Source organism: Kaistella pullorum (assembly GCF_014837035.1).
Classification (GTDB): Bacteria; Bacteroidota; Bacteroidia; order Flavobacteriales; family Weeksellaceae; genus Kaistella; species Kaistella rhinocerotis.
The window spans coordinates 82,704-99,420 of the sequence record NZ_JACSPS010000004.1; the positions used below are offsets into that span (position 1 = coordinate 82,704).

The 16,717-nt window shown below is 42.4% G+C and carries 14 protein-coding genes; 5 read left to right on the plus strand and 9 right to left on the minus strand.

Annotation, left to right across the window (positions count from 1 at the left end):
* Positions 1–14: 14 nt before the first annotated feature.
* From H9628_RS10720 to H9628_RS10730, 3 genes are read right to left on the minus strand one after another with little or no spacing between them, the layout of a single operon-like run.
* A complete protein-coding gene (locus tag H9628_RS10720; protein WP_251834139.1) occupies positions 15–1,106 on the minus strand; it encodes a SusF/SusE family outer membrane protein in 1,092 nt (363 codons plus the stop codon).
* Positions 1,107–1,125: 19 nt separating this feature from the next.
* Positions 1,126–2,745 (minus strand): RagB/SusD family nutrient uptake outer membrane protein, encoded by a 1,620-nt coding sequence (locus H9628_RS10725; RefSeq protein WP_251834140.1) that lies wholly within the window; start codon positions 2,743–2,745, stop codon positions 1,126–1,128.
* 12 nt (positions 2,746–2,757) lie between these two features.
* On the minus strand, positions 2,758–5,499 hold the full coding sequence (locus H9628_RS10730) for a SusC/RagA family TonB-linked outer membrane protein (protein ID WP_251834141.1): 2,742 nt from the start codon (positions 5,497–5,499) through the stop codon (positions 2,758–2,760).
* A gap of 352 nt (positions 5,500–5,851) precedes the next feature.
* Here H9628_RS10730 and metG point away from each other — a divergent pair, with 352 nt between their 5' ends.
* Positions 5,852–7,885, plus strand: coding sequence for a methionine--tRNA ligase (gene metG, locus H9628_RS10735; RefSeq protein WP_251834142.1), 2,034 nt, complete (start codon positions 5,852–5,854; stop codon positions 7,883–7,885).
* A gap of 170 nt (positions 7,886–8,055) precedes the next feature.
* Complete coding sequence (locus H9628_RS10740; RefSeq protein ID WP_251834143.1) at positions 8,056–8,460, plus strand: hypothetical protein; 405 nt, start codon at positions 8,056–8,058, stop codon at positions 8,458–8,460.
* Between the two features lie 27 nt (positions 8,461–8,487).
* Here the strand turns inward: H9628_RS10740 and H9628_RS10745 are convergent, their stop codons facing one another.
* From H9628_RS10745 to dnaA, 4 genes are all read right to left on the minus strand, one after another.
* Positions 8,488–8,865 carry a hypothetical protein gene (locus H9628_RS10745; protein ID WP_251834144.1) on the minus strand — a complete coding sequence of 126 codons (378 nt, stop codon included), beginning with the start codon at positions 8,863–8,865 and terminating at the stop codon, positions 8,488–8,490.
* 67 nt (positions 8,866–8,932) lie between these two features.
* Positions 8,933–9,631 (minus strand): SAM-dependent methyltransferase, encoded by a 699-nt coding sequence (locus tag H9628_RS10750; RefSeq protein WP_251834145.1) that lies wholly within the window; start codon positions 9,629–9,631, stop codon positions 8,933–8,935.
* An 11-nt stretch (positions 9,632–9,642) separates the two neighbouring features.
* Entirely contained in the window at positions 9,643–10,101 is a 459-nt protein-coding gene (locus H9628_RS10755) for a low molecular weight protein-tyrosine-phosphatase (protein ID WP_251834146.1), read from the minus strand.
* Positions 10,102–10,195: 94 nt separating this feature from the next.
* Entirely contained in the window at positions 10,196–11,650 is a 1,455-nt protein-coding gene (gene dnaA, locus H9628_RS10760) for a chromosomal replication initiator protein DnaA (RefSeq protein WP_251834147.1), read from the minus strand.
* Between the two features lie 137 nt (positions 11,651–11,787).
* On the opposite strand from dnaA, the gene H9628_RS10765 reads away from it, so the two are divergent.
* On the plus strand, positions 11,788–12,198 hold the full coding sequence (locus H9628_RS10765; RefSeq protein WP_251834148.1) for an acyl-CoA thioesterase: 411 nt from the start codon (positions 11,788–11,790) through the stop codon (positions 12,196–12,198).
* A gap of 2 nt (positions 12,199–12,200) precedes the next feature.
* On the opposite strand, the gene pepE is transcribed toward H9628_RS10765, so the two are convergent.
* Positions 12,201–12,893: a dipeptidase PepE gene (pepE, locus tag H9628_RS10770; protein ID WP_251834149.1), complete on the minus strand. Its 693-nt coding sequence runs from the start codon at positions 12,891–12,893 to the stop codon at positions 12,201–12,203.
* Positions 12,894–13,064: 171 nt separating this feature from the next.
* Here pepE and H9628_RS10775 point away from each other — a divergent pair, with 171 nt between their 5' ends.
* Positions 13,065–13,511, plus strand: coding sequence for a hypothetical protein (locus H9628_RS10775; protein WP_251834150.1), 447 nt, complete (start codon positions 13,065–13,067; stop codon positions 13,509–13,511).
* A gap of 118 nt (positions 13,512–13,629) precedes the next feature.
* Positions 13,630–15,390, plus strand: coding sequence for a discoidin domain-containing protein (locus H9628_RS10780; RefSeq protein ID WP_251834151.1), 1,761 nt, complete (start codon positions 13,630–13,632; stop codon positions 15,388–15,390).
* A 47-nt stretch (positions 15,391–15,437) separates the two neighbouring features.
* Here H9628_RS10780 and H9628_RS10785 read toward each other — a convergent pair whose 3' ends face one another.
* Positions 15,438–16,715, minus strand: a complete 1,278-nt coding sequence (locus H9628_RS10785) for a replication-associated recombination protein A (RefSeq protein ID WP_251834152.1) — start codon at positions 16,713–16,715, stop codon at positions 15,438–15,440.
* Between the last annotated feature and the right edge of the window lie 2 nt (positions 16,716–16,717).

Sequence of the window (16,717 nt, forward strand, 5' to 3'; positions counted from 1 at the left end):
TTATTAGCCTGCCCTTATTTCACCGGAATCAGTGTATAAGCGCCTGTAGCATCATTAAAATAAATGTCATAAGTCCATTCTGCCGCAAGCGGAATATTCGCACCACCCGGTGATGCTGTACCGAAGAATTCGGCATTTGTTCCCCAGCTCGTATCCCAGGCATTGTTTGCTCTGAATTTGAATTCACCAGCGTTCAATGTAACATTGAAAGCCGTCCAAACATGTGGGTCAAATGTAGACTGCGTAAGCTGTGTATCTGTATCCCAGTTTCCGTTCACGGTTCCGATGATTGAGATATTGCTGTACGTTGTAGCAGGAACTGTAGCCGGAACGAATGTATACGTAAGGTCAGCAGTGTCTACGGTAAGCGTATAGTATCCGTCAGCAGCTACCGGAATGTTGCCCGAGCCACCGTCTGAGCTAAGAAGCCCTGGTGCAGCACCCAAACCGAACTGATCATCCCATGAGCCTTTCACTTTAATCATCTTGAAACCACCTGCTTTGAAATAGCCAGTAAATGTGTATTTACCTGCTTCCGTACTTTTCAGCAGCGGGAAAAGATTATTGTTTGTAGCTAAATTGTCCCAACCACCGGCGGTTGCATCACCCACGAGGTATAGGTCAACAAAATCATAGATCGGTGCTGATGCATACGGCGTAACCATCAGGCTGGTGACATTAGAACTCTGTACAAAATCGTCGGTTCCGATGAAAGAAACCACGCGGAAGTACATCTTCTGTGCTACATCCGGCACAAAACCAATCTTTTTAGCGGCTGAGTTCAGGTCTGCAGCGGTAAAAGAAGCATAATTCTGAGAACGCGTTGTGGAAGTAAGTTCCAGTGCATCATCAAATTTATCATTAGCACTGATCTCTACACGGTATTTCGTTTCAACCGGCACATCAAACGTTGCTCTGCTCCAGGTAACGGTAAGCGCGGGATTTGATGGAAAATTTGCATCAAGGAAAAGTGTTTCCGCCGAGAGATCGATCAGTATCGGCGACGACTCCGGATTGATCGTAATAATCTCGCGATCCTGGCATGAGGAAAGCCCCAGCAACATCGCAAACATCACGAATAAGTGATTAAAAATATTATTTTTCATTGTCTCTTAAAATATTAGATTAATATCCAGGGTTTTGTGTAAGATTCGGGTTCACTACCAAATCGTTGGTTGGAATTGGGAATAGGTTTCTGTATTCCGGCACTGAAGTTCCGTTCTTTACGTTTCCTTTCCATGGCCACAGGTAAGATGAAGAAGTGAATTTACCGAAACGGATAAGGTCTGTACGGCGCGTCATTTCCCAAGACAGCTCGCGCGATCTCTCATCAAGAATAAAGTCCAGATTCAGAACCGAAACTGTAGAGGCTCCCGCACGGGCACGCAAAGCATTTACATAACCTAAAGCTGTAGCAGCGCTACCGCCACCACCACGCAGGTTGGCTTCAGCATACATAAGATACACATCTGCTAGACGGTACATCGGAAGGTCAGTTTCTACCCAGTTTTCATGGCTTCCGGCCGACCCGTCACTTTTCAGGTTTTTGTATTTGATGAATGCATAGCCGTCATTGAAGTTTCCTAAATCTTCTATTTCCAATGTCTGCCCGGCAGTATAGAAACGGCCACGCTTATCATTTGGTTCGAATTTCTGAACGAAGGCTTTTGTAGTTCTGAGACCGCCCCAGCCACCATTCACACCGAAATCTTTCGGATCCATAGATCCACCGATCGCTGCATGTACCAGGTACGTCGTTCCACCGTTGGTCTGTGTTCTCTGGCCGTCATAAACCACTGAAAAAATATTCTCAGGATTTGCAACGTGGTTGTCTGCAAGGAAAAGACTCTCGTAGCTGATGTCTTTAGCAATCGTATTGTTCGGATTCGTTGGGTCCGGAACCTGAATCACTTTGTTTTTCAGAGAATAACCGGCGTTGATCACTTTATCACAATAAGCGATTACGTCTGCGTTTCTTTCTGTTCCTGTGTAAACTTTAGCATTAAGATAAAGTCTGGCCATCAAAGTCCAGGCTGCAGCTTTGTCCAGTCTGCCATATTCATTGGTTCTTGGTGCTTTCAGCTCAGCTTCTGCTTCCTTGAGTTGATTTTCAACATAAGCAAAAACTTCAGGTCTTGAGATTTGCTTTGGAACGGTACCAAATGTAGTTTCGTCTACGAAAGGAACATTTCCGAACATATCAAGCAGGTGATAATAGGCCTGTGCACGGAGGAATTTGGCTTCCGCACGCATTGCCTTGGCCTCATTCAGGTTTTCACCGGTGATTCCGTTTTGGCTAAGCTTTTCATCTGTGGTATTTTTAATGAATTCATTGCAATACGCGATCTCTGTGTAAAGACGGAAATACATTGCGTTGCTGAATTCATTTGCAGGCGTCCAGATCATTTTGTGGAATTCGTGCAGTGAGCCGTCATTCCAGCCAATCACCGCTTCATCTGTTGTAATAACCTGCATCGTGTAAAGCAAACGTGTGTAGATTGAGAATCCACCGTCGATACCCGCGATGTCACCATTTCCGTCACCGCTGTCCTGTCCGCCAAGGGCAAGACCGCCGTAAAGTTTTGCGAGAAGACTTTTATAATTCGAAAAGTCCTTATATAATAGCGCACCGGTAACCTCCGTTACGGGTTCCTGCCGCAGATCATCCACACAGGAAGATACGGTAAGCGTAAGTCCCAGAAGTGCAGCTGCAATAGTATTTCTTGTTATTCTGAAATTTTTCATTTTCGTAAAATATTAAAATTGAAAGTTTAAACCTAATGAATACACTTTAGGTCTTTGGTAGAAACCATTATCGATATTGCCAAAGATTTCTGGATCTACACCGGTGTAATCTGTAATTACAAATACGTTCTGCGCCATACCGTACACGCGAAGGTTGCTCTTGTCTCCCAAGACACTACCGAAATTGTAGCCTAATGAGATATTATCCATTCTGAGGAAAGATGCGTCTTCGATGAAGATATCACTCCAGTACTGAACGTTTTTGAAGCCATAAGATGCTGCTACGCTGGAGATATTCTGTAAATAATCATTGGTAGCGATGCTCTGAACGTTCGACTGTGATGCGAAGTTGTTGTAAACATAGTTTCCAACTACTGCACGAAGTGAAGTGGAGAAATCCCAGTTTTTGTAATTGAATTTCGTAGAGAAACCAAACGTTGCATCCGGCGTGGTAGACTTGTAAAAGTATTTATCCGCCTGCGTGATAGCGCCATCACCGTCTCTGTCCACGTAAACTCCTTCCAGCGGCTTACCAGCGTTATCATAAACCTGCTGGTAAACAAGGAAACCGAAAGGTGTATTGCCTTCCTGATGAGCCTGCACCGTATTACCGATACCACCGGAAATACCGCCTGTAGGTATAAAATATCCTTCTGCAACGTCCGCGAGGTTCGTGATGACCGGATTGTACATGGCAGCATTGAAACTGAAGTCCCATGTAAAATCATCTGTTTTCACAGGTACTATATTAATCAGGAATTCCAGACCGTCAGTTTCCATCTCTCCAATGTTTCTGATATTTTGATTACTGAATTCACCTGCCGGTACTGCAACCTGTCCCTGAAGCTTAGACGTAAATTTCTTGAACCAGTCGAATGAACCTGTAATTCGGTTATTGGCAAAGCCAAAATCAAGACCTGCATTAACAGTATTTGTTGTTTCCCATGTCAACTTATCATTATACTGCGTTGGGCGGTACATATAATAATACTGCTCGCCAAATCCGTACTGTGCTCCCGGGTTCGAAAGGCCGTAAGAAGGGAAAGAGTTATAGTACCCTCCAACTTCCTGTTGCCCCGTTTGGCCGTATCCTGCACGGAGTTTTAAGTCCGAGAACACTTTGGAATCTGCAAGGAAATCTTCATTTATAATTTTCCACGCACCTGAAGCTGCATAGAATGTTCCCCAGTTGTTTTTGGTATCAATACCGTTGTAAAATCTTGATGAACCGTCACGTCTTACAGATCCGTTTAGGATATACTTATCGGCGATAGTAAAGATTCCACGTCCATAGAAACTCAATAAAACCAAATTTTCATTTGTGTCTCTTGGTTTATCTGTCGCATTCTGCGATGGATCACCAAAATAAGTCAGTACACCCGGAACCTGGTTGTTGAACTTCTGGTAAGAGTACCCTGCCACTAAGTCCATTTTGGTATTTATCGCATCTACAGTCTTCACGTAATTAAAAAACGTTTCCAGTAGTTTATTGGTTTTTTCCTGAGTATAATCTCTGCGTGAGCCCAAAGTGAAATAGGTGGCGCGGTAATTCGGATATTCGGTTACTGCCCCCGTACCTTTCTGATAATCATAACCTGCGTTCACGTTGAAATGAAGATCAGGTAAAAAGTGGAACTTATAATCCAACTGCAAACTTGCAATACCACGCTGAACTGATGAAACATCACGACGACCTTCCAGAGAAGCTACCGGGTTTGCGGTACCATTTACGTTAAGACCGCCTGTAGGCAGGAACCATTCCCAATAATTACCTACGCTGTTTCCACGCGGTGAAGAATCATAAACTGGCTGAGTAGGATCCATCAGCTGGGCAGCACCGATTACGCCTGCATTGAAGCGGTTTTCTGTCAATGAACCTTTTAGGTTGGCATTGATTGACAGGTGTCTGTCGAATAATTTCGGTGTTAAATTTAAACCAATAGACGTTCTGCGGAATTCATTGGTGCGAACGATACCGTTTTGCTCATTGTAACCTAATGAAAGACGGTAAGGTAAACCTTTGATACCACCTGAAAGCGCAAGATTGTTGTCGGTTCCCCAGGCGGTCTGATAAATCTCATCCTGCCAGTTTGTGTCCGCATTACCTAAAAGACCCAGATACTTTGGCTGAGTTGCATTTGCCTGCACGTAATTTCGGAATTCGTCGGCGCTCAACACCTTTTGGTCACCCATTCTGGTTGAAGCACTGGCCATCGTAGAAAAATCTACTTTGAATCTGCCGGATGTACCTTTTTTGGTGGTAATCAATATTACACCATTTGAAGCACGGTTACCATAGATCGCCGCTGAGGAGGCATCTTTAAGAATACTGAAAGACTCAATATCATTTGGATTGATGAGCGCCAATGGATTTGCGGCACCAGAGATCCCTCTATAATCCATCGGGACACCGTCAATTACGATCAGCGGATCGTTTAGTGCTGATAGCGAAGCACCGCCACGAATCCTGATTGTAGAACCTGCACCCGGATTACCGCCGTTACTGGTGATGTTAACACCTGGTGCCTTGCCCTGGATAAGCTGGTCAGCAGACGTAGAACCTACGTTGAAATCTTTAGCCGTAAGAGAAGAAATAGAACCCGTAAGGTCTTCCTTCTTTTGCGAACCGTAGCCAATCAGTACAACCTGCTCAATTTCTGCTGTCCGTAGCGTGTCCGTTGTTTGTGCCTGTAGAATTGAGCCTGCCAATAGAAATGCCGGCGCAATTTTCAAAACTTTCGTATAGTTTCTCACAAAAATAATATTTAAGGATTAATATTCAAGATATCCGTTCTTCATGGTTAGAAGACTTGCAATTTACTTAAAATTATAAATATTACTAAAAATTTATAATTTATGTTAATAATTAGTGATTATTATCATATATTATATGCATGGCATTTTTTATTTCGCTGATTATCAATAATTTCAAAAACAGGAATGCCTCTTATACCCATACCGATTTTAAGATAAAGTTAAACATTTGTTTAGCTTTAATATGTCCCAAATTAAGCTCCAGGGACATTTTCGTACCTCCTTTTACTTGAAATGAGCCCAAAACAGAACGCTTAAAATCTTATCTTTGCCGAAAATTGAGAATAGCATAATGCGAGACAGAAAATTGATTACTGCGGCACTGCCCTACGCCAACGGGCCGGTACACATCGGGCATTTGGCCGGTGTTTATATTCCGGCGGATGTATATGCAAGATTTCAGCGCAGACTGGGCAAAGATGTCGCGTTTATCTGCGGATCTGATGAACACGGAATTCCTATTACCATCCGCGCGAAAAAAGAAGGAGTTACCCCGCAGGATATCGTGGATAAATACCATGAAATCATTAAAAAATCTTTTACCGATCTTGGGATCTCCTTTGATGAATACTCCCGCACGACCTCGAAAAAGCATTATGAAGTCAGCCAGGATTTTTTCAAGACACTATACAATAAGAATAAGTTCATTGAAGAAGTTTCTGAACAGTATTTCGATGAGCAGGCCAACGAATTTCTCGCTGACAGATATATTGTAGGTACCTGCCCGAATTGCAGTAACGAAAATGCATACGGTGATCAATGCGAAAAATGCGGCTCTACACTTTCGCCATCAGAATTGATCAACCCTAAATCGATGCTGAGCGGAAATATTCCCGTGCTGAAAGAAACGAAGAACTGGTATTTGCCACTGAACGAATATGAAACTTTCTTAAATGAATGGATCATCGAAGGTCACAAAAACGACTGGAAACCGAATGTTTACGGACAGGTAAAATCGTGGCTGAATGACGGTTTGAAACCTCGCGCAATGACCAGAGACCTCAATTGGGGTGTTCCCGTTCCTTTGCCGAATGCCGAAGGAAAGGTACTTTATGTTTGGTTTGATGCGCCCATCGGCTATATCTCGTTCACGCAGGAATGGGCTGAAAAGAACGGAAAAGACTGGAAAGATTACTGGCAGAGCGAGAATTCAGACCTTGTACACTTCATTGGAAAAGACAACATCGTTTTCCACTGCATTATTTTTCCGGCGATGATGAAAGCGCACGGCGATTACAACATGCCTGCGAATGTGCCCGCTTTCGAGTTTTTAAATCTTGAGAACGATAAAATTTCAACTTCCAGAAACTGGGCAGTCTGGGCGCACGAATATGTGGAAGAATTCCCGGGACAGCAGGATGTTCTGCGTTACGCGTTACTTTCTTCCGCACCGGAAACCAAGGACAATAATTTCACCTGGAAAGATTTCCAGACCAAAAATAACTCAGAACTCGTAGGAATCTTCGGAAACTTTATCAACAGAGTTGCCGTATTGATTCACAAATATTATGACGGAATTGTTCCTGAAGGCAATGTAAATGCTCCGGAACTCGCAGAAATTACAAAGGCCGCGACTGAAGTTGAAAACTTCCTGGAAAATTATGAATTCAGAAACGCGCTTTCTGCGATGATGAATCTGGCAAGATTCGGGAACCAGTATCTTCAGACTGAAGAACCCTGGAAAACCATCAAAGACAATCCTGAAAAAGCAGCAAACTCACTTTTTGTAGCCGCCCAGATTGCGGTTGGTTTAGCGCAGATTTCAGAACCGTTTATGCCTTTCAGTTCAGAAAAATTACTGAAAATGTTTAATGTTTCCCAACTCAACTGGAAAGAAATCGCTGACGAGAAAATCCTTATTATAACCGGTCACCAGATCAATCCGGCGGAATTACTGTTTTCGAAGATTGAAGATGAAACCATTGAATTCCAGATTCAGAAACTGGAAAACACGAAACAATCCAACAAAAAAACCAATCCAAAAGCCAATCCCATGAAAGACGAAATTCAGTTTGATGATTTCACCAAAATAGATTTAAGAACAGCGACGATCCTTACCGCTGAAAAAGTGGAAAAAGCAGATAAATTGCTAAAATTCACCGTAGATACAGGCGTTGACGTACGAACAGTAGTTTCCGGAATCGCTGAAAGCTTCACGCCGGAAGAATGCATCGGAAAACAGGTGATGATTTTACTGAATCTTGCACCGAGAAAAATCCGCGGTATCGAATCCCAGGGAATGTTGCTGCTGACGACAAAACCAGACGGAAAACTGTCTTTCGTAACACCTGACGAAAAAGTAGAAAACGGCGTAGAAATCGGATAAGATTTTCCATTAATAATACTTCAAGACGCACAAACCGTGCGTCTTTTTTATAGAGATCAAATGTTGTCGCAACTTCTTGGCATTTAATGATTCTTCTCATCCCAATCCCTGAACACATCCAATCTAAACAGGCATAAAAAATTGTAATTTTACGCTTTAAATTGAATTTCATGAAAAAATTAAGTGCACTTTTCGTTGGTCTATCCCTTCTTTCGGTTGCTGTAGCGTGCGGTACACGGGAAGATGAACTGTCAAACGAGCAGTTTGTGGGAACCTGGAACTGGGCTTCCACCACCGGCGGAACCGGAAACATAAACGATACTCCCGAAAACACCGGTGTACAGCTCACGATCACTTTTACAGATAACTACACCTACACCGTAAAGGAGAATGATGCAACCGTGAGCGACGGCAGCTATAGCATCATCAAAGAAGTGACGCCTACCGAACATGCTGAAAAACTCTTTATTGATTTTTCAAATTATCCTGACGTTTTTGTCGACGGCATAGACGCATCAAACCTTTATCTTGGCGACCATACGGCCGACGGATATTCTTATCATTATAAAAAATAGATAGGCGCTTTATTTAAGCGCCATTTTTTATGATCCGAAATGCTTTTTCACTTCCTCCAAAACCTGTTCTTCGCTCATTTGCTGCGAAGTACCGAGTGTAACTTTGGTGTTTTTGAAAGGTGCGGTTTCAAGAAGATAAGATTTAAATTCTTCCTGAATGGTACCGGTTCCCGTAAGAAACAGCTCGTCGGTATTCGTCAGTTTTTCAAGGATATTCTTAAAGAACTTGTGTCGGTTTGTAATTTCGGCATTGTTGCCTGTATTTTCGTTCGAGTTTCCCTGTTGGATAACCGCTGTGACGGAATCTACAAGATGGAAATCGGAAACTTCACGTCCGTCATGGTTAATCGCGATAAATGCCTGAGTCTGGTCGAGCCATACGCCCGCTGATTTCTTGTTCTGCATAACTGTTTATTTTTTAGTGCAGACAGTTACAAGATTGGTGCAAAGCGGCCGTTAATGGATGTTAAACTTATTTCCCAAGGACGAAAACTGCGGGGATTTTATGCAGTTCGGGTTTATTTTTCCGCCAGTCTTTTATGGTTTTTGTCTTAATGAATTCGTCAATCGGATCATTAATATTTGCGGCGATGCAAAGTTTTGACTGTGGCGAAAGGAATTGGCATAAATCTTCAAAAAGCTGGTTGTTGCGATAAGGCGTTTCCATGAAAATCTGCGAATAACCGGTCTTTTGCACCTGAGATTCAAGCCATTGTATTTTTGATTTTTTCTCGGATTTATCGATCGGCAAATAACCATGGAACGTGAATTCCTGCCCATTGAAACCACTTCCAATCAATGCCAGGATTATCGACGAAGGTCCGTTCACCGGTACCACTTTCACCGAATTTTCATGGCACCATTTCACCATCAGGTTTCCCGGATCGGCAATACAGGGCAAACCCGCTTCAGAAAGTAATCCGAAATCCTGACCGTTTTTCATCAGTGTCTGCGCTTCCTTTAAATCTGAATTTTCCGAATATTTGTCGAGTAAGAACAACTTCAAATCTGCCTGCTTCTTCTCCGGTGCAAAAAACTTGATAATTTTGCGCGCGGTCTTTTCGTTTTCAACAAAGAAATAGTCCGTTTTTAAGATGTATTCTTTGATAACTGGCGCAAAAAAATCTTGCGGCGAGTTTTCGGAAAGGTAAGCTGGAATTAAAAATAACATGGCAGGATCTTTTAAGAATTTGAAGTAAGTTTAATTTTAATATTTTCCGAAGCCTCGTCGAGCAATTTGTAAACCCGTTCGAAACCATCCATCTCACTCCAATATGGATCAAAAACCTCATAATTGTTGCCCGGAATCATCGCTTCTTCCAAAAACAGCGATACTTTCTCACGATGAATGTCATCTTTGGCCAGGGAAATTACATCTTCCATCACACTCAGATCCATGCAGTAAATCTTATCGAAAACTTCAAAATCCTTTGTGGTAATTGGTCGCGAACGTTGTTTAGAAATATCCACGCTATGATTTTTCGCTGTCGCCACTGCGCGTTTATCCGGATTTTCACCTTCGTGAAGTGAAATGGTTCCGGCTGAATCGATAATGAAATCCTGCGGCAGTTTTGACTTTAGAATTCCTTCCGCAAGCGGGCTCCTGCATATATTCCCCAAACATACCATGAGTATTTTCATTTGACGTATTTAAAATTTAAAGTTCGACCCAATTTAAAATAAAAAGAAGGAATCAACAAAATTCCTTCTTTTACTTTATATATTTTGCAGCGTTTTACTGCTTGATTTTTTCTGAAAGTTCCCTGACGTACTTTTTCACTTCCTTATCAATCTTCGACACATCTTTTATCGTATCGCAGGCATACATCACAGTAGAATGGTCCTTTCCGCCCATTTCTTCACCGATTTTTGTAAACGTAGCGTTCGTAAGTTCCTTTGCAAAATACATCGCAAGTTGTCTCGGCAGTGCAATTTCGCGCTTTCTGGTTTTCGATAAAAGCTGCTCGCGCTGAATCCCGAAATATTCGCAGACAACTTCCTGAATATAAGGGATGTTGATGACCTTTTTCTGGTTCGCAGCGATCTTGTTAATGGTTTCCTTTAATAATTCAAGGCTAAGTTCTGACTTATATACCGTGGAATAAGCGATGACGGAATTGATAACACCGATCAGTTCACGAACATTAGTTTTCACTTCGGATGCAAGGAAATCGAGCATATCTTCGGTAAGTACTATTCCGTCGCGACTCAGTTTATCTACGATAATCTTACGTCTGGTATCGAAATCCGGTGATTTGATCTCCGCAGAAAGCCCCCATTTGAAACGGGAAACAATTCGGTCCTGAATATCAAGGATATCCACCGGCGCTTTATCAGAAGTAAGGATGATCTGTTTGCCATTTTGGTGAAGATAGTCGAAAATATGGAAGAAGCTGTCCTGCGTGGATTTCTTACCGGACAAAAACTGGATATCATCGATGATCAGTACGTCAACCATTTGGTAAAAATTCGCAAATTCTGTCTGTTTATGAGACTTTGCCGCAGTTACAAACTGCTGAATGAATTTTTCCGAAGACAGATAAAGCACTACTTTATCAGGAAAGGAATTCTTCACCTCAAGACCTACAGCATGTCCTAAGTGCGTTTTACCGACACCATAACCTCCGTATAAAAACAGTGGGTTAAATGCAGTGGCACCCGGTCTTTTCGCGATAGATCTGGCTACAGTAGATGCAAACTTATTACTCTCACCTTCCACGTAATTGTCAAATGAGAAATCAGCTTTAAGGTTTGAATCAATGTTCATTTTCCTCGCACCCTGATCCGCAAATGGATTGATGAGATTCGAAGAAAATGCTGCCGGAGCCGTAGGCTGTAATTTTGGTGCCGGTATACTTTTGCCTTTCACATTCACAGTGATTGGCGCTTCCTGACCTGCAGGCTTATTTTCCATTACAGAATACCAAAGCTTCACACCTTTACCAATATTTTTGCGCAGGGCCGCAGATAACAGAGTCAGATAGTTATCTTCTATATATTCCTTGTAAAAATCACTGGGTACAAGCAACGTAAGATTGTTGCTGATGAGTGACACCGGGCGTACATTATCAAAGAGTAAATCGAACGAATTTTCAAGTTTTTTAAGATCCGTATTGTCCTCTGCAGCACTGAGGTTATCCCTCATAAACTGCAGACATCGTTCCCAAATAAGTGGTAAATTTTCGTTCATATTTTTCTCCAGTTTTCAAGCTGGCGGTGTTTGGTTTTTATGGGAAGACAAATATCTCATATTAAAACCTCAAAAAAAAATTATTGCGCTATTGGTTATTAAAAAATATATTTGTATGCTTCATTTAAAAGTACACCATGATTCACACAACACATTCATTAAGAGTACGTTACGGCGAAACTGACCCCATGAAATACGTCTATTATGGCAACTATGCGGAGTACCTTGAAGTGGCCCGCGTGGAGCTCTTCCGGGAACTCGGGATGTCATATGACGAGATTGAAAATCAGGGAATTTGGTTGCCTGTGTCAGAGTTTAACATTAAGTATCTGAAACCCGCGCGATATGACGAACTTCTGGAAATCAACACTTACATCAAAAAGATTCCAGGCGTAAGGATAGAGTTCGAATACGAAATTTATAACAGTTCTAAAGTAAAGATCACTGAAGCCAAAACCACCCTCTTTTTTCTATCATCTGAGACCGGAAAAGTAATCCGGTGCCCATCATTTCTAATGGACCTCATCCGGCAAAATTGGATAGACTAAATCTATAATGTAGTGCCAGGTTCTATTTCGTAAGGTTCCTTGCCATTTTCGAAAATCCTGGTCATTTCAGATCCCTGCACAGTAATGGAATTACCGTTCCTGCGGATCCAGTTTCCTTCGCGTAAGCCTACAACTTTGGTTTCATTCTGAGTCAAAAACTCTTTAATCCGCGTTTCGCGTGTCTCGCCGTTGTGTTTCAGATGAGGGCTTGGATCCAAATAATGCGGATTGATATTAAACGGTACCAGCGCCATACAGTCAAAGGTCGGCGGATAAACAATTGGCATATCGTTCGTCGTTTTCATATTCAGACCGCCAATATTGGAGCCTGCACTACATCCTAAGTATGGTTTGCCTGTTTCAATATTCATTTTCAGTACATCCATCAGCTTCAGCTCATGCAACATTTTAACCAACAGAAAAGTATTTCCACCACCTGTAAAATAGCCTTGAGCGGAATTGAGTGCTTCGACCATACCTTCAAAAGTATGAAGTCCTTTCACGCGGATGCCGAGCTTTCCAAAAAATTCGGCGACTTTTTGGGTATAATCGTCATGTGAAATTCCGCCGGGTCTTGCGAACGGTATAAATATGATCTCCTCGCATCCTGCAAACAATGATCTTATTTCATTTTCCAGATATTCCAGATAATTCCCGCCAAACAGCGTGGATGTAGAAGCTAAAACGATATTCATCCCGCAAATCTATTACTTTATTTAAATATTAAACCTCTAAAAAACGCAATTACACATATCACAATTATTTACATGATTTTTGTCAAGTTTATGTTAATGTTTAAATATTTAACAAAATTAGGTATTATTAATACTTAAATTTGCATCGAAAATAACACTAAAAAATATTTAATGATGAACCTAACTGTAGTTGGATTATTCGAAAGCCAGGAAAAGGCAAAAAATGTATCCGAATCTTTGGAAAGAACCGGAATCAGAAATGAAGATTACATTATTTACAAAACCAATCCTGCCAGCCCGCGCGCACAAAAGCAGGCATTTTGGAGAACAGTACTTGGATTAAAAGAATCGCGTCCTGCTGCAAATCAGGATAAACTGATCACAAGCGTAGAAGTTCGAAGTGATGAAGAGCTTTTGGAAGTAAAGAAGTCTTTCGCCCAAAACGGTGCTGTGAACATCTATGAATTTAAAGATATGACAATTGAGGAAGCTAAAGATCTCAACTATATCAAGAAAATTGTAGAGCTCCGCGCCAAGTCACATATCTACGCGATGCCCGCTATTTCTCTGTCTTCAATGCAGATGAGCCAAGGAATCAATGCGGAAGTAAAAGCATAAAAGCAAGTTTTTTTTTCATAATCAAGGAAGTCCGTGCAGTTTGTTGTGCGGATTTTTTGTGTGCTCATTTTTCTAAAAGCCAATTAACACTAACTTTACTGTACCCAAATTCTTAATTATGAATTCCAGAATTGCGCTTTCTTTTATTTTAATGTTTTTAATGACATTCGGAGCTGCACAGCAGAAAACCTATTGCAACCCGATCAACATCGATTACGGCTACACACCTTTTGACGTATTTTCAAAACAGGGGAAACACCGCGCTACAGCGGATCCTGTAATCGTGAATTTTAAGAAAAAACTCTATCTGTTTTCCACTAATCAGGAAGGTTACTGGCACAGCGATAATATGCTCGACTGGAAATTTGTATCGCGGAAGTTCCTGCGCGACGATAAATATATCCACGACCTGAACGCGCCCGCGGCCTGGGCAATGAAGGATACGCTTTACGTTTACGGCTCTACCTGGGAATCAGATTTTCCGATATGGAAATCAACAGATCCGGTCAACAACAAATGGGAAATTGCGGTAGATACGCTGAAAGTGGGCGCCTGGGACCCGGCTTTTCATTATGATGAAGACACCAATAAACTGTTTCTTTACTGGGGTTCGAGCAATGAGTGGCCACTGCTTGGCACAGAAGTCAAGATGAAAACCCTGCAGTCTGAAGGATTCGTAAAGCCTATTATAAAGCTGAAACCAGAAGATCACGGATGGGAAAGATTTGGCGAATACAATGACAATGTTTTCCTGCAACCTTTTGTGGAAGGCGCCTGGGTAACAAAACACAACGGTAAATATTACATGCAGTACGGCGCGCCCGCCACCGAATTCAGCGGGTATGCAGACGGAGTTTACGTATCTAAAAATCCGCTTGAAGGTTACGAATACCAGCAGCACAATCCGTTCTCCTATAAACCCGGCGGTTTTGCACGCGGTGCGGGCCACGGCGCGACTTTTCAGGATAACTTCGGCAACTACTGGCATGTTTCTACCATTTTCATTTCAACAAAAAACAACTTTGAACGCAGGCTCGGTATCTGGCCGGCCGGTTTTGATAAAGATGACGTGATGTACGCAAACACCGCGTACGGCGACTACCCTACATTGCTGCCGCAGTACGCGCAGGGCAAAGATTTTACGAAAGGTCTATTTCCGGGCTGGATGTTACTGAACTACAATAAACCCGTTCAGGTTTCATCAACACTTGGCGGATATTTACCCAATTATGCCGTGGATGAAGACATCAAAACGTACTGGTCAGCCAAATCTGCGGGCGCAAATGAATGGTTCCTAACCGATCTGGGTGAAATCTCAACCATTAATGCGATCCAAATCAATTACGCAGATCAGGATGCAGAATTTAAAGGTAAAACACTTGGCAAAATGCATCAGTACCGTGTTTTGAGTTCTGATGACGGCAAAAAATGGAAGGTTTTAATCGATAAAAGTAAAAACACCACCGACGTTCCGCATGATTATATCGAACTTGAAAAACCAGCCAAAGCGCGCTACTTGAAAATGGAAAACGTGAAGATGCCTACCGGCAAATTTGCACTCAGTGGATTTCGGGTGTTCGGTAAAGGCGGTGGTGAAAAGCCGGGTAAGGTTGAAAACTTTGTTCCCTTACGCGCAGATCCGAAAAAATTTGGAGAACGCCGCAGCATCTGGATGAAATGGCAGCAAAACCCAGATGCGGACGGATACGTAATTTACTTCGGAAAAACACCCGATAAACTCTACGGAAGCATTATGGTTAATGGCAAAAACGAGTATTTCTTCACCGGCGCAGACCGCACGGATGCATACTATTTCCAAATCGAAGCATTTAACAATAATGGAATCTCGGAGCGTTCAGAAATTTTTAAATCTGAATAACCTGTCACAAAAAAGCGGGCAGTAAATATAAATACTGCCCGCGTCTTTTAATATTTTCCTTTCCACTTTTTGGCCAACTCGTCGCGGATCTTATTCTCTGTAGAATTGTTACCGGGCGAATAGAAAGCCGTACCTGCAATTTCATCCGGAAGAAACTCCAGATTTACGAAGTTTCCTTCGTGAGAATGCGCGTATGCGTAATCTTTGCCATAATCCATATCCTTCATCAGTTTCGTTGGGGCGTTGCGGAGATGCAAAGGAACGGGAAGATTACCGGTCTTTTTCACGAAAGCCATCGCTTCATTTATTGCGGTGTAAGTGGAGTTAGATTTGGGCGAAACAGCAAGGTAAACCGCCGTCTGACTCAAAATAATCCTCGATTCCGGGTTTCCGATTACATTTACCGCCTGAAAACAACTGTTTGCAACGGCCAACGCGTTCGGGTTTGCAAGTCCGATGTCTTCGGATGCCAGGATCAACATCCGCCGCGCGATGAATTTGATGTCTTCGCCACCGGCCAGCATTCTTGCGAGCCAGTAAACTGCCGCGTTCGGGTCAGAGCCGCGCATAGATTTGATAAAGGCCGAGATGATATCGTAGTGCTGCTCGCCGTTTTTGTCGTACAAAGCCATATTTTCCTGTAAGACTTCGAGAACTTTGGCGTTGGTAATGGCTGTATTTTTTAAACTTTTAAAATTATTAAGTACATTTTCCACCGCATTGATCAGTTTGCGTGCATCACCGCCGGAGTACTGAATGAACGCTTCTTTTTCCGTTATCTTAAAATCGGTGCCGTGGATAGAATTGTAATTATTAAGGGAAAGTTCTGTAAGTTCTTCCAGTTTTTCAAAACTTAAAGCCTTTAAAACATAGACCTGCGAACGGGATAAAAGTGCCGAAACCACTTCGAAACTAGGATTCTCGGTTGTGGCGCCGATCAATACGATCCAACCTTTTTCCACTGCGTGAAGTAGCGAATCCTGCTGCGACTTGTTGAACCGGTGAATCTCATCAATGAATAGAATCGGCGATTTTCCCGAAAATAAGTTCTGCTGTTTTGCCGTATCGATCACTTCGCGCACATCTTTGACCCCACTGGACACGGCGGAAAGCTTGAAAAACTTCCGTCCGCTCTGCTCTGAGATGATTTCCGCTAAAGTTGTCTTTCCCGTGCCCGGTGGACCCCAAAAAATGAGCGAAGTAAGCGTATCATTCTCAAGCATCTTTCGCACGGTGCCGTTTTTTCCGGTTAAATGCTCCTGACCGAGAACTTCATCTAAAGTCTTCGGCCTCATCTGTTCGGCAAGCGGAATGTTTGAATTCAAAA

Excerpts from the sequence above, each read along its gene's own strand:
- H9628_RS10720 (WP_251834139.1), bottom strand. The coding sequence starts at position 1,106 with ATGAAAAATAATATTTTTAATCACTTATTCGTGATGTTTGCGATGTTG.
- H9628_RS10725 (WP_251834140.1), bottom strand. The coding sequence starts at position 2,745 with ATGAAAAATTTCAGAATAACAAGAAATACTATTGCAGCTGCACTTCTG.
- metG (WP_251834142.1), top strand. The coding sequence starts at position 5,852 with ATGCGAGACAGAAAATTGATTACTGCGGCACTGCCCTACGCCAACGGG.
- H9628_RS10740 (WP_251834143.1), top strand. The coding sequence starts at position 8,056 with ATGAAAAAATTAAGTGCACTTTTCGTTGGTCTATCCCTTCTTTCGGTT.
- H9628_RS10745 (WP_251834144.1), bottom strand. The coding sequence starts at position 8,865 with ATGCAGAACAAGAAATCAGCGGGCGTATGGCTCGACCAGACTCAGGCA.
- H9628_RS10750 (WP_251834145.1), bottom strand. The coding sequence starts at position 9,631 with ATGTTATTTTTAATTCCAGCTTACCTTTCCGAAAACTCGCCGCAAGAT.
- H9628_RS10755 (WP_251834146.1), bottom strand. The coding sequence starts at position 10,101 with ATGAAAATACTCATGGTATGTTTGGGGAATATATGCAGGAGCCCGCTT.
- dnaA (WP_251834147.1), bottom strand. The coding sequence starts at position 11,650 with ATGAACGAAAATTTACCACTTATTTGGGAACGATGTCTGCAGTTTATG.
- H9628_RS10765 (WP_251834148.1), top strand. The coding sequence starts at position 11,788 with ATGATTCACACAACACATTCATTAAGAGTACGTTACGGCGAAACTGAC.
- pepE (WP_251834149.1), bottom strand. The coding sequence starts at position 12,893 with ATGAATATCGTTTTAGCTTCTACATCCACGCTGTTTGGCGGGAATTAT.
- H9628_RS10775 (WP_251834150.1), top strand. The coding sequence starts at position 13,065 with ATGATGAACCTAACTGTAGTTGGATTATTCGAAAGCCAGGAAAAGGCA.
- H9628_RS10780 (WP_251834151.1), top strand. The coding sequence starts at position 13,630 with ATGAATTCCAGAATTGCGCTTTCTTTTATTTTAATGTTTTTAATGACA.